Here is a 23,822-nt window from a genome sequence, read left to right as displayed (position 1 = left end):
TCTGCGGTTACCGAAGAGTATTGCCTGCACCGGGGCAGCGGCTAGTGCGGATCGGCCGGGGTTCGGGCTCAGGCGTACCGGGTGGCGGCGCGGGACCAGTCGTAGGTGGCCCGGATCCAGTCCCGGCGGGTGGCGAGGAACGCGCGTACCCCGTCGTCGGCGGCGACGGTCAGCGCCGCGTCCCGTTCCGCGTACGCCGCCAGCGCCGCGTTGAACCGGGTCGCCGCCGCGCGCAGCGCCGCGGCCTCGTCCTGACCGGTCTCGCCGGCGATGGTGGTGACCAGGTTGTGCGCCGGCGGGGCGACGCCGCGCTCCTTGCCGTAGGAGAACAGGTCGTTGCACCAGCAGACCAGGTCGGCGGCGAGGGCGTCCAACGCGGCCAGCGCCGGATCGGCCCGCCGGGCGGGGCCGGGGCGCGCCGGGTGGGCCAGGTCGGTCACCGTGAAGCCGGGGCGTACGCCGCCGGTGTGCCGGCGCATCTGCACGTACTCGGCCACCCCGGGCACCCGCCGGTGCTCCCGGTTGGCCGCCTCCCAGAGCAGCGCCAGCAGGTATTCGCGCAACTGGCCGACCAGGCGCAGCAGCAGCGCGGGCCGCTGCACGTCGCGGGCCCGCCGGCACAGGTCGTCGAGCGCCACCGCCAGCGGGCCACCGGCCGGGACGGGCGCGGCCGGGTCGCCGTGCCGGTCCAGCACGCTCAACAGCGCCGCCACGGTGGGGGCCAGCCGGGTGGGGTCCGCGCCCAGGCCGTCGTCGTCGCAGGCGTCGTCCACCACGAACAGCCAGTTGATCAGGTCGGTGAGCAGGCGCAGGCCCGCCGGGGAGGCCTCCGGGCCGGCCCGTCCGGCCAGCTCCGCGGCGTGCGCGCCGGCCAGTCGGCGCCGCCCGGCCGGGTCACGGACCAGGCCGAGGTCGCGTACCCAGCCGGCGCTCTCCGCGGTGACCCGCTCGACGGCAGGGTGCCGCCGCGCCGGGAAGGGCGGTTCGTGCAGCGCCGAGAGCGCGAAGCCACGCATCCGAGCCCCCTGTCCGCCGCCCGCGAAGCGGGGCGGCGGGCAGGAGCGTACGGCAGAATTGATCGGCAATCATCACTGGGATGTGCGCTTTTCGTGATGGCGCGGTCACGGGATGCCTACGCTGCGTCAAAGCCCCAGCTCGGCCGCGCGCAGCCGCTCCGCCGGCCCGGCCGGGCCCTCCACCTGGACCCGGGCCACCCGCTGCCGGCCGGTGAGGAACAGCACCAGCTCGCCCGGCGCGCCGACCAGCCGCAGCCGCTCGCCGCCCCGGCCGACCCGCAGCTCGCCGTGCCCCGGCGCCTGCACCAGCACCTCGGCCGGAAACCGCCGCAGCGCCATCCGGGCCAGCAGGGCGACCCGCTTCCAGAGCACCGCCTGCTGCCCGGCCGGCAGGTCGCGCGGGTGCCAGCCGGGCCGGGCGCGGCGCACGTCCTCGTGGTGGATGAAGAACTCCATGCCGTTGGCCAGCTCGTCGGTGAGCGGATTGCTCACCGGGCTCCACACCGGCGGGCGGCGGAGCCGGGCGACCAGGTCGGCGTACGGACCGGCGGCGACCCGCAGGCGCACCGCCTCGGCGTACCCCCGCAGCGGCGGCAGCAGGATCCCGCCGGCCGCGTCCGGCCGGCGCTCCCGCACCAGCAGGTGCGCCGCCAGGTCACGGGTGGTCCACCCCTCGTTGACCGTCGGCGCGTCCGGTCCCAGTTCCAGCATCAGATCGGCGAGCGCCTCGCGCTCCGCTCGGGCGTACCGCGGCATGGCCCGATCGTAGGCCCGCCGGGCCCGATCGGCGCGCCATGGCCGACGCGGCGTTCCCGGGCCGCCGGTCGCGGCCCGCCGTCCGGCCCCGGTCGGCGCGAACGTGACGGCGGACATATCCCGGCCGGGTCGGCGTACGCGGCGACGAGCGGTAAGGATGGGGGAGAAAACTGTGGCTTACGGCGGGGGAGAGCGTGGCGAGCGGGACAAGTCGGGACGTGCTCGGCAAGGGGCTCAGGGTGCTCGGCCGGGCGATCCGGGAGCAACCACGGATCTTCGCGGTGGCGGTCAGCGGCAGTGTGCTCTTCGGCCTCCTCGTCATCGCCAGCGCGTACGTGGTCGGCGCGGTGGTCGGCGACGTGGTGGTGCCGGCGGTCGAACGCGGCGCGGTGGCCGGCGGCGCCCTCGCGCTCGCCGCGTCGGCGCTGTTCGGGATCAGCGTGCTGCGGGTGGTCGGCATCTTCGGCCGGCGGCTCGGCGCCGGTTACATGCAGTACCGGCTCCAGGCCGCCTACCGTCGCCGGGTCACCCGCCGCTACCTCGACCTGCCGCTGGCCTGGCACCACCGCAACTCCACCGGCACGCTGCTGTCCAACGCCAACTCCGACGTGGAGGCCGCCTGGTACCCGATCGCGCCGCTGCCGTTCGCGGTCGGCACGCTGGTGATGCTGGTCGGCGCCGTGGCCTCGCTGTTCGTCACCGACTGGGCGCTCGCCCTGGTCGGCCTCGCCGTCTTCCCCGCGCTGTTCGCCCTCAACGTGGTCTACTCCCGCCGGATGGCACCCCGCCAGGCTCGCGCCCAGCGGCTGCGCGCCGAGGTCAGCGGCATCGCGCACGAGAGCTTCGACGGCGCGTTGGTGGTCAAGACCATGGGCCGGGAGTCCCAGGAGACGGCCCGCTTCGCCGCCCGCGCCGGTGACCTGCGCGACGCGTTGATCTCCGTCGGCCGGCTGCGCGGCGTCTTCGACCCGATGCTGGAGACCCTGCCCAGCCTCGGCACGCTCGCCGTGCTGGTGGTCGGCGCGGTCCGGCTCCAACAGGGCGCGATCACGGTGACCGAGCTGGTCAGCGTCGCGTTCCTGTTCACCGTGCTGGCCTTCCCGGTGCGGGCGATCGGCTGGGTGCTGGCCGAGCTGCCGCGCAGCGTCGCCGGCTGGGAGCGGGTCAGCCGGGTCCTGGACGCCACCGGCGAGATGCCGTACGGCGACGTGACGCTCGACCCGGCCCGCCGGGAGCCGGCCACGCTGGGCTTCGCCGACGTCCACTTCGGGTACGAGCCGGCCGAGGCGCACCGGCCCGGCACGGAGGTGCTCGGCGAGGTGACGTTCACGGTGCCGGCCGGGAAGACGGTGGCCCTGGTCGGTCCGACCGGCTCCGGCAAGTCCACCATCGCGTCGCTGGCCGTGCGGCTGGTCGATCCGGACCGTGGCCGCGTCACGCTGGACGGCGTCGACGTGCGCGAGCTGACCGCCGCCTCGCTCGCCGCCACGGTGGCGCTGGTGGCCCAGGTGCCGTTCGTCTTCGACGACACGGTCCGGGCCAACATCACGCTCGACCGGGCCGGCGTCGGCGACGACGAGGTGTGGGCCGCGCTGCGGCTGGCCGAGGCGGACGGCTTCGTCGCCGCCCTGCCGGACGGGCTGGACACCATGGTCGGTGAGCGGGGCACCTCGCTCTCCGGCGGGCAGCGGCAACGGCTCACGCTGGCCCGGGCGCTCGCCGGCCGGCCCCGGCTGCTGGTGCTCGACGACGCCACCAGCGCCGTCGACCCGCGGGTCGAGGCGGCCATCCTGGCCGGCCTGCGGGCCCCCGGCGACGGGGGCGCGTCGATCCTGGTGGTGGCGTACCGGCGGGCCACCATCGCGCTCGCCGACGAGGTGATCTACGTGGAGCAGGGCCGGGTGGTCGCCCGCGGCACGCACCCCGAGCTGCTGGCCACCGTGCCCGGGTACGCCGACCTGGTCACCGCGTACGAGCAGGCCGAACAGGAACGCGAGCAGAACCGCACGTACGACGAGGTCACGCCGGTGCCGTCCGGTCTGGAGATGGAGGTGGACCGGTGAGCGCGAGGAGTGCAGCGAAGCGGAGCCCCGCAGTCGCGAACGGAAGGCGGGTCCGGTGACGAGCACGATCACGGCCGAGCGGTCTGAGTCGACCTGGGGGACGCTGCGGCGCGGGTTGGCGCTCTCGCCGGAGCTGAAGACCGGGCTGGCCGGCACGTTGGCGTTGGCGCTTGTCTACATGGTCGGCCGGGTGGCGGTGCCGGTGGCGGTGCAGCGCGGCATTGACCACGGCATCGTCGGCGGGCTCGACCTGGGCGTCATCTCGCTGACCGTGGCGGTCACCGTCGCCGTGCTGGTGGTCACCACCGCCTGCGGCTACCTGATGATGCGTCGGCTGTTCACGGTCAGCGAGACCGCGCTGGCCGGCGTGCGGACCCGCGCGTTCCGGCACGTGCACGACCTGTCCATGCTGCACCAGCAGTCCGAGCGGCGCGGGTCGCTGGTCTCCCGGGTCACCAGCGACGTCGACCAGATCACCCAGTTCCTCCAGTGGGGCGGCGTGATCCTCCTGGTCAACCTGGGGCAGCTGCTGGTGACCACCGCCGTGATGCTGGCGTACTCCTGGCAGTTGACGCTCGTGGTGCTCGTCGCGTTCGCGCCCGCGGTGCTGATCATCCGGCTGTTGCAGCGCCGGCTGGCCGGCGCGTACGGGCTGGTCCGGCAGCGGACCGGCACGCTGCTCGGCGCGATCGGCGAGAGCGTGGTCGGCGCGCCGGTGATCCGGGCGTACGGGATCGCCGGGCGCACCGCCCGCCGGCTGGACGCGGCGATCGACGGGCAGCGGCTGGCCCAGCAGCGGGCCATCCGGATCAGCATCCTGGGCAGCTCGGTCGGCGAGCTGGCCGCCGGCCTGGCGCTGGCCGGCGTGGTGGTGGTCGGGGTGAGCCTGGGCGTCGACCGGACGCTGTCGGTCGGCCAGCTCACCGCGTTCCTGTTCCTGGTCACGCTCTTCATCCAGCCGGTGCAGATCGCCACCGAGGTGCTCAACGAGGCGCAGAACGCGATCGCCGGCTGGCGTCGGGTGCTCGACGTGCTGGACGTCGAGCCGGACGTGGCCGACCCGGGCGAGCGGGGCCGGGAGCTGCCGTCCGGTCCGCTCGACGTCCGCTTCGCCCAGGTGACGTTCGCCTATCCGGGCGGGCCGCCGGTGCTGCACGACGTGACGCTGGACATCGCGGCGAAGAGCCGGGTGGCGGTGGTCGGCGAGACCGGCAGCGGCAAGACCACCTTCGCCAAGCTGCTCACCCGGCTGATGGACCCGACCGAGGGCGAGGTGCTGCTCTCCGGCGTCGACCTGCGTCAGGTCCGCTTCGACTCGCTGCGCGCCCGGGTGGTGATGGTGCCGCAGGACGGTTTCCTGTTCGACGCCACGGTCGGGGAGAACGTCCGGTTCGCCCGCCCGGAGCTGTCCGACGCCCGGCTCACCGCCGCCTTCACCGAGTTGGGCCTGGCCGACTGGCTGGACGGGCTGCCGGCCGGGCTGGACACCCCGGTGGGCGAGCGCGGCGAGGCGCTCAGCGTCGGCGAGCGGCAGCTCGTGGCGCTGGCCCGCGCGTACGTGGCCGACCCGGACCTGCTGGTGCTCGACGAGGCGACCAGCGCGGTCGACCCGGCCACCGAGGTGCGCCTGCAACGCACGCTGGACGCGGTGACCCGGGGGCGCACCACGCTGGCCATCGCGCACCGGCTCTCCACCGCGCAGGCGGCGGACGAGGTGATCGTGGTGGACCGGGGCCGGATCGTGCAGCGCGGCTCGCACGAGGAACTGGTCCGGGACACCGACTCGGTCTACGCCCTGCTCTACGCCTCCTGGCTGGAGCAGACCCGCTAGCCGGCGTCGGTCGGCCCGCCCGGGGCCAGCGGGCCGGTGAGGTAGCGCTGCACGGTCGGGCCGATGGTGGCGGCCAGCGTGTCCGGGGTCGCGGAGGCGACCGGTTCCAGGCGGATCACGTAGCGCATCATGGCCAGGCCGGCGACCTGGGTGGCCACCAGCGCGCCCCGCAGCGGCTCCTCGGCCGGGTCGAGGTCGAGCTGGTCGACGACCCGGCGCAGGATCTGGGTGGTGAGGAACTCGCGCAGCAGGCGAGCGGTCCACTGGTTGCTCACCGCGGAGCGGAGCAGCGCCACCGCGGCGGCGCCGGCCGGCGAGTCCCACACGCTCAGGAACGTGCGGACCAGCCGTTCGCCGACCTCGTCCCGGCCGCCGGCCAGCACCCGGGGCACCAGCTCGGCCGGGTCGACCGGGATCGCCATGGCGGCGCGGAACAGCTCCTCCTTGGCGCCGAAGTAGTGGTGCACCAGCGCCGGGTCCACGCCGGCGGCGGCGGCGACCGTCCGGATTCCGGTGGCGTCGAAGCCGCGCTCGGCGAACGCGTCCCGGGCCGCGGCGAGGATCGCCTCCCGGGTGTCCGGGTTGCCGGGCCGCCGCCCGGTGCGACGCGGTCTTCTCGGCTGCGCCGCCGGCTCGGCGTCGCGACGCGGGGTCATCCGCTGCGCCGGCGCAGCGTCGCGGCGGCCAGCACCAGCGCGACCACCGCCGCGCCGGCCACGATCGCCACGTCGCGCCACATGGTGCCGGTCGGCTCGGCGTGCGCGCCGACCTCCTGGAGCGCTTCGACCGCGTACGACAGCGGCAGCACGTCGCTGACGGCCTGGAGCCAGCCGGCCATCTGGCCGCGGGGCACGAACAGCCCGCAGAGCAGCAGTTGCGGGGCGACCACGACCGGCATGAACTGCACCGCCTGGAACTCGGTGCGGGCGAACGCGGAGCAGAACAGGCCGAGCGCCACGGCCAGCACCGCGTTCACGCCGGCGATCAGCACGACCAGCCACGGGCTGCCGGCGGTGTCCAGCCCGAACACCTGGTAGGCCACCAGCGAGGCGACGGTGGACTGGAGCACCCCGGCCAGCCCGAACGCGATGCCGTAGCCGAAGAGCAGGTCCAGCTTGCCCAGCGGCGTGGTGAGCAGCCGTTCCAGCGTGCCGGTGGTGCGCTCGCGGAGCATGGCGATGCTGGTCACCAGGAACATGATGATGAACGGGAAGAAGCCCAGCATGATCAGCGCGACCCGGTCGAAGGTGCGCGGCGCGCCGGGCGGGGTGGGCTGGTCGACGTACATGAAGTAGACCAGCGTGAGCAGCACCGCCGGCACCACGACGAGCAGCGCGACGGTGCGCCTGTCGTGCCGGAGCTGACGCAGGATCCGCCCGGTCGTGGCGGCCAGGATGCGCCCGTTCACGAGGTGGCCTCCGACTCGCCGTCGCGGATCAGGCGCAGGAACGCCTCCTCCAGGTCGTCCACGCCGGTGGCGGCGCGGACCGCGGCCGGGGTGTCGTCGGCGACCAGCCGGCCCTCGCGGATCAGCAGCAGCCGGTCGCAGCGGGCCGCCTCGTCCATCACGTGACTGGAGACCAGCAGCGTGGTGCCGGTGGCGGCCATGGCGTGGAAGCGGGCCCACAGGTCGGCCCGCAGCACCGGGTCCTGGCCGACCGTGGGCTCGTCGAGGACGACCAGCTCCGGGTCGCCGACCAGGGCACAGGCGAGCGACGCGCGGCTGCGTTGGCCGCCGGAGAGCGTGCCGACCAGTTGGTCGGCCGCCCCGGCCAGCCCGACGTCGGACACCGCGCGGTCGGCGTCGGCACGGCCCCGGCCCTGGAGCACGGCGAAGTAGCGGGCGTTCTCCCGGACCGTGAGGTCGGCGTAGACGCTCGGCGCCTGGGTCAGGTAGCCCACCCGGTGGCGCAGCTCGGCCGTGCCGGCGGGCCGACCGAGCACGTCGACCGTGCCGGCGTCGACCGTCTGCACGCCGACCACCGCGCGCATCAGCGTGGTCTTGCCGCTGCCGCTGGGCCCGAGCAGCCCGGTGACCGTGCCGCGGGGCACGGCGCAGCTGATGCCGTGCAGCACCCGCCGCCCGCCCCGGTCGACCACCAGGCCACGGACCGCCACCGCGTCGTCCATGTCCGCCTCCGACAATTCATCTACCGTTGAAATCAACGGTAGATGAATTCCATCGGCCGGGCAATGCTGTTGACTTCGAGTGGGCTCGAACTGGAAGCCTGGATCGGTGGACATCGGTATCCGGGAGAAGAGCCTCAGCGTCGGCGAGGCGGCGCAGCGGGTCGGCCTGACCACCTACACGCTGCGCTGGTACGAGCAGGAGGGGCTGGTCGCGCCGGTCGGACGGGACTCCGCCGGCCGTCGGCGCTACACCGAGGCGGACGTCAACTGGCTGTTCCTGCTCCTGCGGCTGCGCCGGACCGGAATGCCGGTGCGCGACATGCGCCGCTACGCCGAGCTGGCCCGGCAGGGCGACCGTACGCTCGGCGCGCGGCGGGCGCTGTTCGAGGCGCACCGGGCCCGGGTGCTGGCCCGGATGGCCGAGCTGACCGAGGATCTCAAGGCCCTCGACCACAAGATCGACCTGTACCGGCAGGCCGAAGAGGAACTGGGCTAAGCCACCCGCACCGGACACCCGGTCCGCCATCGGGCATTGCGCTTGAGATCGGACTTCCGGCACCATGTCGCGGTGGGTCCCGCTTCGTTGCCCGAGTCCCGATTCCTCGACGACTGGGCCACCCGCCTGCGCCGGGCCGCGAACCGACCGGTCGTCGGGATCATGCTGCGCGGCAGCCACGCCCGACGGGCCGCCACCGAGCACAGCGACGTCGACGTGGACGTGCTCGTCGCCACCGACGAGGAGCGTCCCGCCTCGACGGCCCCGGCCCGCCCCACCGGCGCGTACGCGAGCCGGGACGCCTACCTGGCCGAGTTCGACGGCCGGCTGGTGCACGTCTCGGTGGCCTCCCGGGACGTCCGCTCCTGGGTGCGCCGGCTCGGGCAGCCCGCCGACTGGGCGTTCGGGCTGCCGGTCACCGCGCCCGCCCGGCTGCTCTGGGCGGTGCCGGAGTGGCGCCGCCGGATCGACCTGCCGGTGCTCTGCCAGCCCGCCGACGAGCCGCGCCTGGAGGACCTGGTCGCCACGCTCGGCAAGGTGGCCGGGGCGCACTGGGCCGGCGACGCCCCCGGGGTCCGGCTCGCGGCGGCCGACCTGGCCCGGCTCTGCCCCTCGGTGCTCCGGCTGGCCAACCCGGCCGTCCGGGTGGTGTCCCGTCGGGCCGCGCTGACCGCCGCGCTGGACCTGCCGGTGGCCCCGCCCGGCTACCGCGCCGACATGCTGCTCTGCCTCGGGCTGCGCGCCGGTGATCCGGCCGAGGTCGGGGCCGCCGCCGGCCGCCTGGTCACCGGCATCGTCCCGCTGGTCCGCCCGTACGCCGGGGAGGTCGCCGCGGTGGCCGGCGCGGACCTGGCCGAGGCGCTCGCCGACGGTCGGGTGGACCGCTACCTCGGTCAGCTCAGCCGGACGCTGCACGCGGCGCCACCGGCGACCCGGGACACGTCGACGGTGCCGGCGCCACGTGCGGGAGAATGGTCAACCGTGCCCGCCTCTGACGCGCCCGTGACCGGCGCCTCCGCCCGCTCCGCCGCCGGCCCGGCCCGGCCCTCCCAGCTCGACCCGGCCATCGCGGCCAGGCTCCGCCGCACCCCGGACGGTCTGGTCGCCGCCGTGGTCCGCGCCCACGACTCGGGTGAGGTGCTGATGGTCGCCTGGATGGACGACGAGGCGCTGCACCGCACGCTCACCAGCGGCCGGGCCACCTACTGGTCGCGCAGCCGGGGGGAGTACTGGGTCAAGGGCGCGACCTCCGGCCACCACCAGTACGTCCGCTCGGTCGCGCTGGACTGCGACGGCGACGCGCTGCTGGTCAGCGTGGAGCAGGTGGGCGCGGCCTGTCACACCGGTCACCGCACCTGCTTCTTCACCGAGTTGCCGGTCAGCTCGCCGGGGGTGACCCCGTGACCGACGCCGCGGTCGGCCCGCCCGCCGTCCGGGGCCGGCGCGAGCTGGCGTACGCGGTGCTGCTCTGCCTGGCCGGCGCGGGCCTGGCCGCCTGGGCGGTGACCCGGAGCTGGTCGACCGACCCGACCGCCGGTGGTTCCCTCGCACCTGGGCGGTCGGGCCGCACCGGCGCGGACCTGCTGCCGTGGGTGTCGGCGCTGGCCTACGTCGGGTTGGCCGGCGGCGGCGCGGTGCTGGCCACCGGGGGGCGGCTGCGCCGGCTGCTCGGCGTGCTGCTGGCGGTCGTCGGGCTGGCCGTCGCGGTCGGTGGCGGGGTCGGTCTCGGCGAGCCCGGGGTCAGCCGGCTCTGGCCGGCCCTGGTGCTGGTGGGCGGTCTGGCGCTCGCGACCGGCGGGGCGTTCACCGCGTGGCGGGCCGGGCGGTGGCCGGCGATGGGCGCCCGGTACGAGCGGCGGGCCGGGTCGACCGGCCCCGCCGACGCGGACCGGCCGGCGGTCGAACGGGGCACCCGGGACGCGTGGGACGCGCTGGACCGGGGCGAGGACCCGACGGTCAGCTGACCGGCTGGGCCTCGCGCGTCGTCCGGCGGTCCCGGGCCGCGGCCCGGGCGGCGGCCAGCTCGGCCACCAGCCGCTCCAACTCGCGGCGTTGCGCGGCCCGGGCCCGGTCGGCGCAGACCGCCTCCCAGGCGTTGCCCCGGGCGGTACGCGTCCGGCCGTCACCGGCCACCGCGCGTTCGAGCGTGTGCACCACGCCGACGGCGAGTGAGGCGACGGTTCGGGAGACGGTGGTCAACCCGATGTTCTGGTGCGGCCCGTTGGCGCTCATGGTTCACCCCACACGAGATCGTTCGGCTTCGGTCGGCAGCGGCCTCGTCGAGTCTGCCCTGCGACGATGGTGTCCGGCTCACGTTTCGCCACCGTGAAGCGCAGGTCAACGCTCCCGCACGCGGGGCGACCTGCACAGGGGCGGAAGTCCTTGACCTTGGTCACAGCGGGCCGGACGTCGGGCTGCGAGGTCGGGCCGGGCGTGGTGAGATGGGTCATGGGCGATGGTCGATGCATGCGGTGGCGCTGCGTGACACCGCGTTCACCCGAAGTCGGCCATCATGCCACAGCCCATGTCGTGAGGTGCGCCATACCCCCCGGCACGTGTCGCCAGGTGGCGCCACCTAGCATCGGCCCATGACACCCGGAGAGGGGAGTCCGTTGGTGACTGCTGAGCATGCGCACGCGGAGGGGGACGACGCCGGAGCGGCGCCGTCCGCAGGGGTGCTCGACGAGATCCTGGCCGGGGTGCGCGAGGACGTGGCCCGGCGGCAGGAACAGCTCCCGCTGGAGCGGATCCGCGAGCTGGCCGCCGCCGCGCCGCCACCGATCGACGCGTACGCGGCGCTGCGCCGACCCGGCGTGGCCGTGATCGCGGAGGTGAAGCGCTCGTCGCCGTCCAAGGGGCGGCTGGCCGAGATCGCGAATCCGGCCGACCTGGCCAGCGACTACGCGGCCGGTGGCGCGCGGGCGATCAGCGTGCTGACCGAGGGCCGCTGGTTCGGCGGGTCGCTTGACGACCTGGCCGCGGTCCGGGCCGCGGTGAACGTGCCGGTGCTGCGCAAGGACTTCGTGGTCTCCAGCTACCAGGTGCACGAGGCCCGCGCGCACGGCGCCGACCTGGTGCTGCTGATCGTCGCCGCGTTGGAGCAGAACGCGCTGGTCGGGCTGCTGGAGCGGATCGAGTCGCTGGGCATGACCGCGCTCGTCGAGGTGCACACCGAGGAAGAGGCGGACCGGGCCCTGGAGGCCGGCGCGCAGGTGATCGGCGTCAACGCCCGCGACCTGCGTACCCTGGAGGTCGACCGGTCGGTGTTCGAGCGGATCGCGCCCGGGCTGCCGAGCCGCGTCGTCAAGATCGCCGAGTCGGGCGTGCGCGGTCCGCACGACCTGATCCGGTACGCCTCGGCCGGCGCCGACGCCGTCCTGGTTGGCGAGGGCCTGGTCACCCAGAAGAGCCCCCGCGAGGCGGTCGCCGAGCTGGTCAACGCCGGGAACCACCCGGCCACGCCCCGCCCGGTGCGCTGACCCGCGCCGGGCCCACCCGAACCGAGAGGACGCCCGCGATGAGCGCCGCACCCGCTGCCGGCCAGGTTCCCGACGCCGCCGGCCACTTCGGCCGGTTCGGCGGCCGGTTCGTCCCCGAGGCGCTGGTCGCCGCGCTCGACGAGCTGGACGCGGCGTACCGCAAGGCGATGGGGGACGAGGAGTTCCTCGCCGAGTTCGACGCGCTGCTGCGCGACTACGCCGGCACCCCCTCGATGCTGTACGAGGCCCGGCGGCTCTCCGCCCAGGTGGGGGCGCGCGTCCTGCTCAAGCGGGAGGACCTCAACCACACCGGCGCCCACAAGGTCCGCAACGTGCTCGGCCAGGCGCTGCTCACCCGGCGGATGGGCAAGCGGCGGGTGATCGCGGAGACCGGCGCCGGCCAGCACGGCGTGGCCACCGCGACCGCCGCCGCGCTGTTCGATCTCGAGTGCGTGGTCTACATGGGCGCGGTGGACACTGAGCGGCAGGCGCTCAACGTGGCCCGGATGCGGATGCTCGGCGCCACCGTGATCCCGGTGACGGCCGGCTCGCGCACGCTCAAGGACGCGATGAACGAGGCGATGCGCGACTGGGTCGCCAACGTCGAGGACACCCACTACCTGATCGGCACCGCCGCCGGGCCGCACCCGTTCCCGGAGATGGTCCGGGACTTCGTGCGCGGCATCGGCGTGGAGGCCCGCCAGCAGTGCCTGGACCTGACCGGCGCGCTGCCGGACGCGGTCGCGGCCTGTGTCGGCGGCGGCTCCAACGCGCTGGGCATCTTCCACGCCTTCGTGCCCGACGCCGGGGTGCGACTCTACGGCTTCGAGGCCGGCGGCGAGGGTGTGGAGTCCGGCCGGCACGCGGCCAGCATCACCGGCGGCTCGTCGGGCGTGCTGCACGGCACCCGCACCTACGTCCTGCAGAACGCCGACGGCCAGACCATCGAGTCGCACTCGATCTCGGCCGGTCTGGACTACCCGGGCGTCGGGCCGGAGCACGCCTGGCTGCACGACACGGGCCGGGCCACCTACCTGCCCGTCGACGACGCCGAGGCGATGGCCGCGTTCGAGCTGCTCTGCCGCACCGAGGGGATCATCCCGGCGATCGAGAGCGCGCACGCGCTGGCCGGCGCCCGCAAGATCGCCCCGGAACTCGCCGCCGAGTTGGGCCGGGAGCCGGTGATCGTGGTCAACCTCTCCGGCCGTGGCGACAAGGACGTGCACACCGCCGGCGCGTACTTCGGCATCCTCGACAAGGAGTGAGAGCGTGAGTCGCATCGGGGTCGCCTTCGACAAGGCCCGGGCCGACGGGCGGGCCGTGCTGGTCGGCTGCATGCCGGCCGGCTTCCCCACGGTCGAGGGCAGCATCGCCGCCATGACCGCCATGGTCGAGGCGGGCGTCGACGTCGTCGAGGTGGAGATCCCCTACTCCGACCCGGTGATGGACGGGCCGGTCATCCAGAAGGCCAGCGACATCGCGTTGGCCGGCGGCGTGCGCACCGCCGACGCGCTGCGCGTCATCGAGGCGGTGGCCGCGACCGGCGCGCCGGTGGTCACCATGACCTACTGGAACCCGATCGAGCAGTACGGCGTCGACGCGTTCGCCCGCGACCTGGCCGCCGCCGGCGGCACCGGGCTCATCACGCCGGACCTGATCCCCGACGAGGCGGCCGAGTGGCTGGCCGCCTCCGAGGCGCACGGCCTGGACCGGACGTTCCTGGTGTCGCCGTCCTCCACCGACGCACGCCTGCGGATGACCGCCGAGCACTGCCGCGGTTTCGTCTACGCCACCGCGATCATGGGCGTGACCGGCGCCCGCGCCCAGACCTCCGAGGCGGCGCCGGTCCTGGTCTCCCGGCTGCGCGAGGTCACCGACCTGCCGGTCGGCGTCGGGCTGGGCGTGGGCACCGGCGCGCAGGCCGCCACCGTCGCCGGGTACGCCGACGCGGTGATCGTGGGCAGCGCGCTGGTCCGCTGCGTGCTCGACGCGCCGGACGAGGCCGCCGGCCTGGCCGCGCTGCGCACGCTCAGCACCGAACTCGCCGAGGGCGTCCGCAACCCCGTTCGCTGACCCCCGTCGTCGGCCTGTCGTCGGTCCCTGCCGCAGCTCGCCGTCGGTCGATCCCGGCGGTGATTCGTGATGCGCTCGCCCCGACGCGGTCCATGCCGTCCGGCTCTCCGGCGTGGGCAGGACGGGGATGCCAGTCTTCGCCTACGAACTTGATGGCGTGGATGGGTCAGGCGCGCCGGACCACGCCGACGGTGCGTTGTGCGTTGAGTCACCTGTGCCATCAAGTTCGTAGGCACTGGAAGCACTGACGGCGGGTGCGCGTGGCGCGCCGCGCCGACGACCGGACAGGCCGGACCGGGGTGCCGCGCACACGGTCCGCACCGGTACCGTGTGCACCCGTGACCCTCGCCCCGATGACTCCCCTGGCGGCCATGCCCAGCCCCAGCACCGCCGTCTGGCAGCTCGGTCCGGTTCCGATCCGGGCGTACGCGCTCTGCATCATTGTCGGCATCGTGGTGGCCTGCGTGGTCACCGAGTACCGACTGCGGCGCCGCGGCGTCGCACCGGGCGCCGTGCTCGACATCGCCGTCTGGGCGGTGCCGGCGGGCATCATCGGCGCCCGGCTCTACCACGTGATCACCTCCCCGGAGAAATACTTCGGCGCCGACGGCCAGCCGCTCAAGGCGTTCGCCATCTGGGAGGGCGGGCTCGGCATCTGGGGCGCGGTGGCCGGCGGCGCGGTCGGTGCCTGGCTCGCCGCCCGGCAGCTCGGCATCCCGCTCTCCGTGGTCGCCGACGCGCTGGCCCCCGGCATGCCCCTGGCGCAGGCCGTGGGCCGGCTGGGCAACTGGTTCAACAACGAGCTCTACGGCGGGCGGACCAGCCTGCCGTGGGGCCTCGAGGTGCACGTGATGGACCCGGACAATCCGGGTCGCGCGCTGCGCGACGACGCCGGCAGCCCGGTCCTGCAACCCGGGCTCTACCATCCGACGTTCCTCTACGAGGCGCTCTGGAACGTTGGCGTCGCCGCGTTGGTGCTGGTGCTCGACCGCAGGCTGCGGTTGGGCCGGGGCCGGGCGTTCGCGCTCTACGTGATGGGCTACACGGCGGGCCGGTTCTGGATCGAGCTGATGCGCACCGACGAGGCCAACCACATCCTCGGCGTACGCCTCAACGTCTGGACGGCGGCGCTGGTCTTCCTCGGCGCGCTCGCCTACTTCGTCCGGGTCCGTGGCCCCCGGGAGTACCTCGTCCCGATCGGTGAGCCGACGGTACCGGCGACGCCGGCCGGCGACGTGTCCCAGGTCGACCTTGCCGCCCGCGAGCCCGCCGCGGCCACGGTGGCGCCGGAGGGCTACCGGGTGGTGACCGAAGACCAGTTCCGCGCGTACCGGGAGACCGGCGCGCTGCCCCCGACGGAGCCCACGGCGGCCGACGACGCCGACCGGGCCGACGACGCCGACCGGGCCGACGACGCCGACCGGGCCGACGACGCCGACCGGATCGACGACGCCGACCGGATCGACGCGGACGCCGGGCGGGCCGCCGACGCCGACCGGGCCGACGCGGACGCCGGGCGGGCGGACGGCGGCGGGCGACCGGCGGACCGGGACAGCTGAGCGGGGGAGTCATGCGCAGCGCGGTGGTGGTCGGCGCCGGCCTCGGCGGAATGGCGGTGGCCGGCGCGCTGGCCCGCTCCGGGTGGCAGGTCACGCTGCTGGAGCGGGCCGACCGGGTCCGACCGGAGGCGACCGCCGTGGTGCTCTGGCCGAACGGGGTACGCGCGCTGCGCGCGCTGGGCCTCGGCGCCGGGCTGGACGCGATCGCCACGCCGCTGCCCGACGGCGGGATCCGCCGCCCGGACGGGCAGTGGCTGGTGCAGCCCCGCCCCACCCCGGCCGAGCGGATGCCGGTGGTGGTGCACCGGGAGGACCTGCACGACGCGCTCATCGCCGGGTTGGGCGAGCGGGTGGAGCTGCGTACCGGCGTGACGGTGCGCAACGTGCGCGCGGTCGCCGGCGAACGGCCGGCGGTGGACGACGGCCGGCACACGTTCTCCGCCGACCTCGTGGTGGCCGCCGACGGCACGGACAGCGAGATCCGGCGGCAGCTCGCCCCGGAGACCGCCGTGGTGAGTTCCGGGTGTGCCGCCTGGCGCGCGGTCATCCCCTGGTACCGCGCCCCGCAGCTTCCCGACGACCAGCCGGTGCACGGCGAGACGCTTGGTGCCGGTTACCGGTTCGTGGCCGCCTCGCTCGGCGAGCGGGGCACCGCCGGGGCGTCGCGCCGGGGCGGCATCTACTGGGTGGCGACCGCCGCCGGCGCGCCCCGGCCCGAGCCGCCGGAGATCCAGCTCGCCCTGCTCAAGCGCTGGTTCGCGGGTTGGCCCGCGCCGATCGCCACGCTGCTGGAGGCCACCGACCCGGTCGACGTGGTGCAGCAGGAGGTCCGCGAGCTGCGGCCGTTGCCCCGGTCGTACGGTTTTCCGGTCGGCCCGGGCGGCGTGGTGCTGCTCGGTGACGCCGCGCACGCCATGCCGCCGCACCTCGGGCAGGGCGCCTGCCTGGCGTTCGAGGACGCGGCCACGCTCGCCGGGCTGCTGCGCGAGTCGCGGCTGCCGGACGCGGTGACCGCGTACGACCGGCTGCGCCGTCCCCGGGCGGCGACCATGGTCCGGCAGACCCGCCGGATGTCGGCCGTGTTGCAGACCCGGGGTCGGCTGGCGCTGCGCGCCCGGGACGCCGCGCTGGGCACGATCAGCCCGCGGCTGCGCAACACCGCCGCCGCGGCGGCCGCCGACTGGCAACCCCCGTCCTGACCGCCCCGGCGCGGGCTGCGCCAGGGCCGCCGGGGGTGCTCAGATGACCGCGGCCGGCTCGGCGATGCAGGCGGTGCCGACCCGGCGGAAGCCGACCCGCAGGTAGACCCGGGCGATGTCCTCGCTGCCCGCGCTCAGGAAGACCAGGTCGGTGCCGGCGGCGCGCAGCTCCCGGGCCAGCGTGGCGGTCACCGCGGCGCCCAGCCCGCGTCGTCGGGCGGACGGCAGGGTGGCCACCCCGGCGATCTCCGCCACGTCGCCGACCCGCATCGCCATGCCGCTGGCCAGCGGGCCCTCGGCCGGGGTGCCGGCGAGCACCGAGACGCGCCGGCCGTCGGCCACCCGGGCCGCCTCCTCGTCCAGCGCGTCGACGTCCAGCCGGGCGAGCGCGGCGTCCCGTTCGGCCGGCCCGGCGTCGCCCCGGGCGGTGCCGCCGTGGGCGAAGCCGACCGCCGCGACGGCCCGGCGCAGCGCGATGTCCGCCGCGAAGCCGGGGTCGTCGGGGTCCAGCACCCGCATCGGTACGTCGCTGAGCGTGCCCGGGTCGGGCAGCCGCTCCGCCTCCAGCAGCATGAGCGGCGCCTGCAGCACGGTCAGCCCCGCCGAGCGGGCCACCGCCAGCAGGCTCGGCTGGTGCTCGTGCACCCACTCGAACGCCTCCGGCAGGCCCAGTTCGCGCTGCCGTTCCCGGACCGCGGTCACCTCGGCGAGCGTGGCCGCCTCGGTGGCGCCCGGCCGGGGGCGGGCGTAGAACGGCCAACCGGCCCCGTCCCGGACGAACAGCACCAGGGTGTCGAACTCCTCCACCCGGGCCGCGTCCCGGGGCACCGCGTCGTAGAACCGCTCCAACCGGTCGAGCACGTCAGTACGCACGAGATCCACCGCGCGAGACTACACGTCCCAGCATCTGGAAGTGTGATCAATCTGAACTGGCCTTGCGCGGCACGCCCTAACGTAGACTCAATAAACCCCAGCGGGCCGACGTCGTCCCCTCCATGATCCATCCTGAGTGACGACAGGAGGCCCGGTGGCCTTTCCGTACCCTCTCAGCCCGCAACCGGCCCCGCCGACGACGGGGCTGTACGACCCCGCGTACGAGCATGACGCCTGCGGCGTGGCCTTCGTGGCCGACCTGCACGGGCGGCGTTCGCACCAGGTCGTCGCGAACGGCCTCGGGGCGCTCTGCCGGCTGGACCACCGGGGCGCCCGGGGCGCGGAGCACAACACCGGGGACGGCGCCGGCATCATGATCCAGGTGCCGGACGCGTTCCTGCGCGCGGCCGTCGACTTCCCGCTGCCCCCGCCCGGCCAGTACGCGACCGGCCTGGTCTTCCTGCCCGACGACGACGCCGCCGAGGCCCGCGCCCGCCGGGTGGTGGACAAGTACGCGCTGGTCGAGGGCGCCGACGTGCTCGGCTGGCGGGAGGTGCCGACCGACCCGTCCGGCCTGGGGGAGACCGCGCTCGCGGCGATGCCCCGGGTGCGGCAGCTCTTCGTCGCCGCGCACCGGCTGACCGACGCGCCCGCCGGCCCGGCCGGCTCGCCGCTGACCGGGCTCGACCTGGACCGGGTGGCGTTCTGCCTGCGCAAGCAGGTCGAGCGGGAGACCGCCGAGCGGGGTGTGCCCGCCTACTTCCCGTCGCTGTCCGGCCGCACCATGGTGTGGAAGGGCATGCTCACCCCCGACCAGCTCCCGGCGTTCTACCCGGAGCTGACCGACGAGCGCGTGGTCAGCGCCATCGCGCTTGTGCACTCGCGGTTCTCCACCAACACGTTCCCGTCCTGGCCGCTGGCGCACCCGTACCGCTTCATCGCGCACAACGGCGAGATCAACACGATCCGCGGCAACCGGAACTGGATGCAGGCAAGAGAGTCGATGCTCAGCGGCGGTTCCGCTGCCGCCGGCGGAGCCGGCGGGCACCTGTCTGGCAACATCCGCCGCGTCTTCCCGGTCTGCACCCCGGCGGCGTCCGACTCGGCCAACTTCGACGAGGTCCTGGAGCTGCTGCACCTGGCCGGGCGGAGCCTGCCGCACGCGGTGCTCATGATGATCCCGGAGGCGTGGGAGAACGACCCGGACATGCGCGCCGACAAGCGCGCGTTCTACCGCTTCCACGCCAGCCTGATGGAGCCGTGGGACGGCCCGGCCTCGGTCGCGTTCACCGACGGCGAGGTCGTCGGCGCGGTGCTGGACCGCAACGGCCTCCGTCCGGGCCGTTGGTGGCACACCAGCGACGGCCTGGTGGTGCTGGGCAGCGAGGCGGGTGTGCTCGACCTCGACCCGGCCACCGTGGTGGCGAAGGGCCGGCTCCAGCCGGGCCGGATGTTCCTGGTCGACACCGTCAACGGCCGGATCGTCTCCGACGACGAGATCAAGACCGAGCTGGCCGCCGCGCAGCCGTACCAGGAGTGGCTGCACGCCGGCCTGATCGAGCTGGACGACCTGCCCGCCCGCGAGCACACCGTCTACACCCACGACTCGGTCCGCCGCCGGCAGCAGACGTTCGGCTACACCGAGGAGGAGCTGAAGATCCTGCTCGGCCCGATGGCCCGCAGCGGCGCGGAGCCGCTCGGCTCGATGGGTACCGACACCCCGATCGCGCCGCTGTCCACCCGGCCGCGGCTGCTCTACGACTACTTCCACCAGCTCTTCGCCCAGGTCACCAACCCGCCGCTGGACGCCATCCGGGAGGAGCTGGTGACCAGCCTGGCGTCCACCATCGGGCCGGAGGGCAACCTGCTCGACCCGGGCCCGGCGAGCTGCCGGCAGATCGTGCTGCCCTACCCGGTGATCGACAACGACGAGCTGGCGAAGATCCTCTCCATCGACGAGGACGGCGACCTGCCCGGCTTCAAGGCGGTCCGGGTCTCCGGTCTCTACCGGATCCGCGACGGTGGCGCCGGCATCAAGGCCCGGCTGACCGAGATCTGCCGGCACGTCTCCGAGGCGATCGAGGACGGTGTGCGCATCCTGGTGCTCTCCGACCGGGACTCCAACGCCGACCTGGCCCCGATCCCGTCGCTGCTGCTCACCGCCGCGGTGCACCAGCACCTGGTGCGTGAGCAGACCCGCACCCAGGTGGCGCTGGTCGTCGAGTCCGGCGACTGCCGCGAGGTGCACCACGCGGCCGTGCTGATCGGGTACGGCGCGGCGGCGGTCAACCCGTACCTCGCGTTCGAGTCGGTGGAGGACATGATCTCCACGGGCATCCTGGCCGGGGTGGACCGGGTGAAGGCGGTCCGCAACTACGTCAAGGCGCTCGGCAAGGGCGTCCTGAAGATCATGTCCAAGATGGGCATCTCGACCGTGTCGTCGTACTGTGGCGCGCAGGTGTTCGAGGCGGTCGGCCTGGACACCCGCCTGGTCGACCGCTACTTCCGCGGCACGCCGAGCACCATCGGCGGCATCGGGCTGGCCGAGATCCACGCCGAGGTGGCCGCCCGGCACGCGCTCGCCTGGCCGGCGCCCGGCGTGCAGCCAACCGACCGGCTGGAGGTCGGCGGGGAGTACCAGTGGCGTCGCGAGGGCGAGCTGCACCTGTTCAACCCGGAGACGGTCTTCCTGCTCCAGCACGCCACCCGCAGCCGCCAGTACGACGTGTTCCGGCAGTACACCGCCAAGGTCGACGAGCTGGCCGCCAAGGCGGGCTCGCTGCGCGGGCTGTTCACGTTGCGCACCGGCGTCCGTCCGGCGGTGCCGCTGGACGAGGTCGAACCGGCCACCGAGATCGTCAAGCGCTTCGCCACCGGCGCCATGTCGTACGGGTCGATCTCGGCGGAGGCGCACGAGACGCTCGCGATCGCGATGAACCGCCTCGGCGGCAAGTCCAACACCGGCGAGGGCGGCGAGGACGTCGAGCGCCTGCACGACCCGGCGCGGCGTTCGGCGGTCAAGCAGATCGCCAGCGGCCGGTTCGGCGTGACGAGCGAATACCTGGTCAACGCGGACGACCTCCAGATCAAGATGGCGCAGGGCGCGAAGCCCGGCGAGGGCGGGCAGCTCCCCGGCAACAAGGTCTGGCCGTGGATCGCCCGGACCCGGCACGCCACCCCGGGCGTCGGCCTGATCTCCCCGCCGCCGCACCACGACATCTACTCCATCGAGGACCTGGCCCAGCTCGTCCACGACCTGAAGTGCGTCAACCCGGCCGCCCGGGTGCACGTCAAGCTGGTCAGCGAGGTCGGGGTGGGCACCGTGGCGGCCGGCGTGGCCAAGCTGAAGGCCGACGTCATCCTGATCTCCGGGCACGACGGCGGCACCGGCGCGTCCCCGCTCAACTCGCTCAAGCACGCCGGCACCCCGTGGGAGCTGGGCCTGGCCGAGGCGCAGCAGACGCTGCTGCTCAACAAGCTGCGCGACCGGGTCACCGTGCAGGTCGACGGCCAGCTCAAGACCGGCCGGGACGTGCTGGTCGCGGCGCTGCTCGGCGCCGAGGAGTTCGGCTTCGCCACCGCGCCGCTGATCGTCGAGGGCTGCGTGATGATGCGGGTCTGCCACCTGGACACGTGCCCGGTCGGCATCGCCACCCAGAACCCGGTGCTGCGCGAGCGGTTCACCGGCCGGCCGGAGTTCGTGGAGAACTTCTTCCTCTTCCTCGCCGAGGAGGTCCGCGGGTACCTGGCCGAGCTGGGCTTCCGCAGCATCGAGGAGGCGATCGGGCAGACCGAGCTGCTGGACGTGGTCGGCGCTATCGACCACTGGAAGGGCCACGGGCTCGACCTGAGTCGGGTCCTGCACCTGCCCGAGCTGCCCGAGGGCGCGGCCCGGCGCGGCGTCCGGCCGCAGGACCACGGCCTCGACGTGGCGCTGGACAACCGGCTCGTCGAGCTGGCCGGTCCGGCGCTGCGCGACGGCACGCCGGTCCGGGTCGAGGTCGAGGTGCGCAACGAGCACCGCAGCGTGGGCGCGATGCTCGGCGGCGAGGTGACCCGCCGGTTCGGCGGCGCCGGGTTGCCCGACGACACCGTCGAGTTCCTGCTGCGCGGCACCGCCGGCCAGTCGTTCGGCGCGTTCCTGCCGCGCGGCGTGACGCTGCGCCTGCACGGTGACGCCAACGACTACGTCGGCAAGGGCCTGTCCGGTGGGCGGATCGTGGTCCGGCCGGACGCCGCCGCGCCGTTCGTCGATCACGACGCCGAGCCCGGCCACCGCGCCGAGGACCAGATCATCGCCGGCAACACCATCCTGTACGGCGCCACCGGCGGCGAGGTGTTCCTGCGCGGTCGGGTCGGGGAGCGGTTCGCGGTGCGCAACTCCGGCGCGGTGGCCGTGGTCGAGGGCCTCGGCGACCACGGTTGCGAGTACATGACCGGCGGCACGGTGGTGGTGCTCGGGCCGACCGGGCGCAACTTCGCCGCCGGCATGTCCGGTGGCACCGCGTTCGTGCACCGGCTGGACCGGCGGCGGATCAACCCCGAGCTGGTCGACCTGTCGCCGCTGCGCGACGAGGAACGGGACCGCCTGCACGAGCTGGTCCAGCGGCACTTCGCCGAGACCGACTCGGCGGTGGCCGAGGCGCTGCTCAAGCGCTGGCCGGAGGCGGTGGAGGAGTTCACCGCCGTGGTGCCCCGGGACTACCGCCGGGTCATGGAGATCATGCGGGCCGCCGAAGCCGCCGGCCGCGACGTCGACGACGCGGTGATGAGTGCTCTCACCACACCTTCGACCGCGTCCGTGCCGCCCGCGCCGCGGGTGGTCGCCCAGGAGGTGGCCCGTGCCTGACCCGAACGGTTTCCTGCGCTACGACCGGCGGCTGCCCGCCCGCCGTCCGGTCCCGGTGCGGATCACGGACTGGCGGGAGGTCTACCCGCCGGCCGGCGAGGAGCTGATCCGCGAGCAGGCCACCCGGTGCATGGACTGCGGCATCCCGTTCTGCCACGACGGCTGCCCGCTGGGCAACCGCATCCCGGACTGGAACGACCTGGTCCGCACCGGCAACTGGGACGCCGCGGTGGAGTCGCTGCACGCCACCAACAACTTCCCCGAGTTCACCGGGCGGCTCTGCCCGGCGCCCTGCGAGGCGGCCTGCGTGCTCGGCCTGGGCGGCCAGCAGCCGGTCACCATCAAGCAGGTCGAGGTGGAGATCGCCGACGCGGCGGTGGCCCGGGGCGGGCTGCGTCCCCGGCCCGCGTCCGCGTCGACCGGCCGATCGGTGGCGGTGGTCGGCTCCGGCCCGGCCGGCCTCGCCGCCGCGCAGCAGCTCGCCCGCGCCGGCCACACGGTCACCGTGTACGAGCGCGACGACGCCGTCGGCGGCCTGCTCCGCTACGGCATCCCCGACTTCAAGCTGGAGAAGCAGCACGTCGACCGCCGGGTCGCCCAGCTCACCGCCGAGGGGGTGCGCTTCCGCACCGGCGTCGACGTCGGCGTCGACGTGACCGCCGAGCAGCTCCGCGCCGAGCACGACGCGGTGGTGCTGGCCTGCGGCGCGTTGCAGGGCCGGGACACCCTCCAGACGCCGGGGCGGGCGCTGCGCGGCGTACACCAGGCGATGTCGCACCTGGTGGCCGCGAACCGGGTGGTGGCGGCGGCCGGCGACGGGCGGCCCGCGCTCGCCACGCTGCCGGACGGCACGCCGATCGACGCGGCCGGCAAGCACGTGGTGATCATCGGCGGTGGCGACACCGCCGCCGACTGCCTCGGCGTGGCCCACCGGCAGGGCGCGGCCGGCGTCCACCAGCTCGACCTCTACCCGCAGCCGCCGACCGAACGCGACGGCGCGCGGGACCCGTGGCCGACCTGGCCGTGGCTGCTGCGTTCCTACCCGGCGCACGAGGAGGGCGGCGAGCGGGTCTTCGCGGTGGCGGTGCAGGAGTTCGTGGACGACGGCACCGGGCAGGTCCGGGCCGTGCGGATCGCCGAGGTGACCGTGGAGAAGGTCGACGGCCGGCGCATCGTCACGCCGCTGCCCGGCTCGGAGCGGGAGATCCCGGCCGACCTGGTGCTGCTGGCGATCGGCTTCGAGGGCACCGAGGAGCAGCCGCTGCTGGCCCAGTTCGGGGTGGCCCGCAACGCCCGGGGCGCGATCGACGCCCGCCCCGACTGGCAGGCCGCCGACGGTGTCTTCGTCGCCGGCGACATGCACCGGGGCGCGTCGCTGATCGTCTGGGCGATCGCCGAGGGGCGGGCCGCCGCCGCGGCCGTGCACGCGTACCTGGGCGGAGCGGGCGACCTGCCCGCCCCCGTCGACCCGGCCCGCCAGCCGCTCGCCACCCGGTAA

The 23,822-nt window shown here is 74.8% G+C and carries 19 protein-coding genes and 1 pseudogene; 13 read left to right on the top strand and 7 right to left on the bottom strand.

The window, feature by feature from the left end; all coding sequences use genetic code 11:
• Positions 1-68 precede the first annotated feature (68 nt).
• Positions 69-1,016: a terpene synthase gene (locus AB0B02_RS26145; protein WP_357304474.1), complete on the bottom strand. Its 948-nt coding sequence runs from the start codon at positions 1,014-1,016 to the stop codon at positions 69-71.
• Between the two features lie 126 nt (positions 1,017-1,142).
• The gene (locus AB0B02_RS26140) at positions 1,143-1,772 is read right to left on the bottom strand and encodes a TIGR03085 family metal-binding protein (RefSeq protein WP_357304470.1); all 630 of its coding nucleotides are present in this window, start codon (positions 1,770-1,772) and stop codon (positions 1,143-1,145) included.
• A gap of 194 nt (positions 1,773-1,966) precedes the next feature.
• Here AB0B02_RS26140 and AB0B02_RS26135 point away from each other — a divergent pair, with 194 nt between their 5' ends.
• Together AB0B02_RS26135 and AB0B02_RS26130 are read left to right on the top strand one after the other, a co-directional pair.
• Positions 1,967-3,835: an ABC transporter ATP-binding protein gene (locus AB0B02_RS26135; RefSeq protein ID WP_281936534.1), complete on the top strand. Its 1,869-nt coding sequence runs from the start codon at positions 1,967-1,969 to the stop codon at positions 3,833-3,835.
• 55 nt (positions 3,836-3,890) lie between these two features.
• Entirely contained in the window at positions 3,891-5,666 is a 1,776-nt protein-coding gene (locus AB0B02_RS26130; RefSeq protein ID WP_281936532.1) for an ABC transporter ATP-binding protein, read from the top strand.
• Here the strand turns inward: AB0B02_RS26130 and AB0B02_RS26125 are convergent.
• Genes AB0B02_RS26125 through AB0B02_RS26115 form a run of 3 tightly spaced genes read right to left on the bottom strand, consistent with a single transcriptional unit; the run spans position 5,663 to position 7,796 of the window.
• Positions 5,663-6,322 (bottom strand): TetR family transcriptional regulator, encoded by a 660-nt coding sequence (locus tag AB0B02_RS26125; RefSeq protein WP_357304466.1) that lies wholly within the window; start codon positions 6,320-6,322, stop codon positions 5,663-5,665. The genes AB0B02_RS26130 and AB0B02_RS26125 overlap by 4 nt on opposite strands.
• Complete coding sequence (locus AB0B02_RS26120; RefSeq protein WP_107157573.1) at positions 6,319-7,074, bottom strand: ABC transporter permease; 756 nt, start codon at positions 7,072-7,074, stop codon at positions 6,319-6,321. The genes AB0B02_RS26125 and AB0B02_RS26120 overlap by 4 nt, the downstream gene beginning before the upstream one ends.
• Positions 7,071-7,796 (bottom strand): ABC transporter ATP-binding protein, encoded by a 726-nt coding sequence (locus AB0B02_RS26115; RefSeq protein WP_281936526.1) that lies wholly within the window; start codon positions 7,794-7,796, stop codon positions 7,071-7,073. The genes AB0B02_RS26120 and AB0B02_RS26115 overlap by 4 nt, the downstream gene beginning before the upstream one ends.
• Before the next feature lie 106 nt (positions 7,797-7,902).
• Between AB0B02_RS26115 and AB0B02_RS26110 the strand changes: the two genes are divergently transcribed.
• The 4 genes and pseudogenes from AB0B02_RS26110 (at position 7,903) to AB0B02_RS26095 (ending at position 10,256) form a co-directional block, all read left to right on the top strand.
• Complete coding sequence (locus tag AB0B02_RS26110; protein WP_281936523.1) at positions 7,903-8,292, top strand: MerR family transcriptional regulator; 390 nt, start codon at positions 7,903-7,905, stop codon at positions 8,290-8,292.
• Between the two features lie 162 nt (positions 8,293-8,454).
• Positions 8,455-9,093, top strand: a pseudogene (locus AB0B02_RS26105) (phosphoribosyl-AMP cyclohydrolase); the annotation flags it as partial.
• Positions 9,094-9,273: 180 nt separating this feature from the next.
• On the top strand, positions 9,274-9,696 hold the full coding sequence (hisI, locus tag AB0B02_RS26100; RefSeq protein WP_281938494.1) for a phosphoribosyl-AMP cyclohydrolase: 423 nt from the start codon (positions 9,274-9,276) through the stop codon (positions 9,694-9,696).
• Positions 9,693-10,256 (top strand): Trp biosynthesis-associated membrane protein, encoded by a 564-nt coding sequence (locus AB0B02_RS26095; RefSeq protein WP_357304462.1) that lies wholly within the window; start codon positions 9,693-9,695, stop codon positions 10,254-10,256. The genes hisI and AB0B02_RS26095 overlap by 4 nt, the downstream gene beginning before the upstream one ends.
• Here the strand turns inward: AB0B02_RS26095 and AB0B02_RS26090 are convergent.
• A complete protein-coding gene (locus AB0B02_RS26090; protein WP_357304459.1) occupies positions 10,249-10,524 on the bottom strand; it encodes a hypothetical protein in 276 nt (91 codons plus the stop codon). The genes AB0B02_RS26095 and AB0B02_RS26090 overlap by 8 nt on opposite strands.
• Positions 10,525-10,967: 443 nt before the next feature.
• Between AB0B02_RS26090 and trpC the strand changes: the two genes are divergently transcribed.
• From trpC to AB0B02_RS26065, 5 genes are all read left to right on the top strand, one after another.
• Positions 10,968-11,771, top strand: a complete 804-nt coding sequence (trpC, locus tag AB0B02_RS26085) for an indole-3-glycerol phosphate synthase TrpC (RefSeq protein ID WP_281938492.1) — start codon at positions 10,968-10,970, stop codon at positions 11,769-11,771.
• Between the two features lie 38 nt (positions 11,772-11,809).
• Positions 11,810-13,036, top strand: a complete 1,227-nt coding sequence (gene trpB, locus AB0B02_RS26080) for a tryptophan synthase subunit beta (RefSeq protein ID WP_281936517.1) — start codon at positions 11,810-11,812, stop codon at positions 13,034-13,036.
• Between the two features lie 4 nt (positions 13,037-13,040).
• On the top strand, positions 13,041-13,844 hold the full coding sequence (gene trpA / locus AB0B02_RS26075; protein ID WP_357304456.1) for a tryptophan synthase subunit alpha: 804 nt from the start codon (positions 13,041-13,043) through the stop codon (positions 13,842-13,844).
• Positions 13,845-14,182: 338 nt separating this feature from the next.
• Positions 14,183-15,403 carry a prolipoprotein diacylglyceryl transferase gene (gene lgt, locus AB0B02_RS26070; RefSeq protein ID WP_357304453.1) on the top strand — a complete coding sequence of 407 codons (1,221 nt, stop codon included), beginning with the start codon at positions 14,183-14,185 and terminating at the stop codon, positions 15,401-15,403.
• Positions 15,404-15,414: 11 nt separating this feature from the next.
• A complete protein-coding gene (locus AB0B02_RS26065) occupies positions 15,415-16,602 on the top strand; it encodes an NAD(P)/FAD-dependent oxidoreductase (RefSeq protein ID WP_281936511.1) in 1,188 nt (395 codons plus the stop codon).
• 39 nt (positions 16,603-16,641) lie between these two features.
• On the opposite strand, the gene AB0B02_RS26060 is transcribed toward AB0B02_RS26065, so the two are convergent.
• Positions 16,642-17,484 (bottom strand): GNAT family N-acetyltransferase, encoded by an 843-nt coding sequence (locus AB0B02_RS26060; RefSeq protein ID WP_281936509.1) that lies wholly within the window; start codon positions 17,482-17,484, stop codon positions 16,642-16,644.
• Positions 17,485-17,629: 145 nt separating this feature from the next.
• Here AB0B02_RS26060 and gltB point away from each other — a divergent pair, with 145 nt between their 5' ends.
• Positions 17,630-22,324, top strand: a complete 4,695-nt coding sequence (gltB, locus tag AB0B02_RS26055) for a glutamate synthase large subunit (protein WP_281936507.1) — start codon at positions 17,630-17,632, stop codon at positions 22,322-22,324.
• Complete coding sequence (locus AB0B02_RS26050) at positions 22,317-23,822, top strand: glutamate synthase subunit beta (protein WP_281936505.1); 1,506 nt, start codon at positions 22,317-22,319, stop codon at positions 23,820-23,822. The genes gltB and AB0B02_RS26050 overlap by 8 nt, the downstream gene beginning before the upstream one ends.

Origin of the sequence: Micromonospora sp. NPDC049240 (assembly GCF_040647835.1) — a bacterium.
Taxonomy (GTDB): domain Bacteria; phylum Actinomycetota; class Actinomycetes; order Mycobacteriales; family Micromonosporaceae; genus Micromonospora.
Note: the sequence above shows the minus strand (reverse complement) of the source record. Positions and strands in the feature narration are given on the sequence as shown.

Bases quoted from the DNA above. Each gene is read 5' to 3' on its own strand.
- AB0B02_RS26145 (WP_357304474.1), bottom strand. From the start codon at position 1,016: ATGCGTGGCTTCGCGCTCTCGGCGCTGCACGAACCGCCCTTCCCGGCG.
- AB0B02_RS26140 (WP_357304470.1), bottom strand. From the start codon at position 1,772: ATGCCGCGGTACGCCCGAGCGGAGCGCGAGGCGCTCGCCGATCTGATG.
- AB0B02_RS26125 (WP_357304466.1), bottom strand. From the start codon at position 6,322: ATGACCCCGCGTCGCGACGCCGAGCCGGCGGCGCAGCCGAGAAGACCG.
- AB0B02_RS26115 (WP_281936526.1), bottom strand. From the start codon at position 7,796: ATGGACGACGCGGTGGCGGTCCGTGGCCTGGTGGTCGACCGGGGCGGG.
- AB0B02_RS26090 (WP_357304459.1), bottom strand. From the start codon at position 10,524: ATGAGCGCCAACGGGCCGCACCAGAACATCGGGTTGACCACCGTCTCC.
- trpB (WP_281936517.1), top strand. From the start codon at position 11,810: ATGAGCGCCGCACCCGCTGCCGGCCAGGTTCCCGACGCCGCCGGCCAC.
- AB0B02_RS26065 (WP_281936511.1), top strand. From the start codon at position 15,415: ATGCGCAGCGCGGTGGTGGTCGGCGCCGGCCTCGGCGGAATGGCGGTG.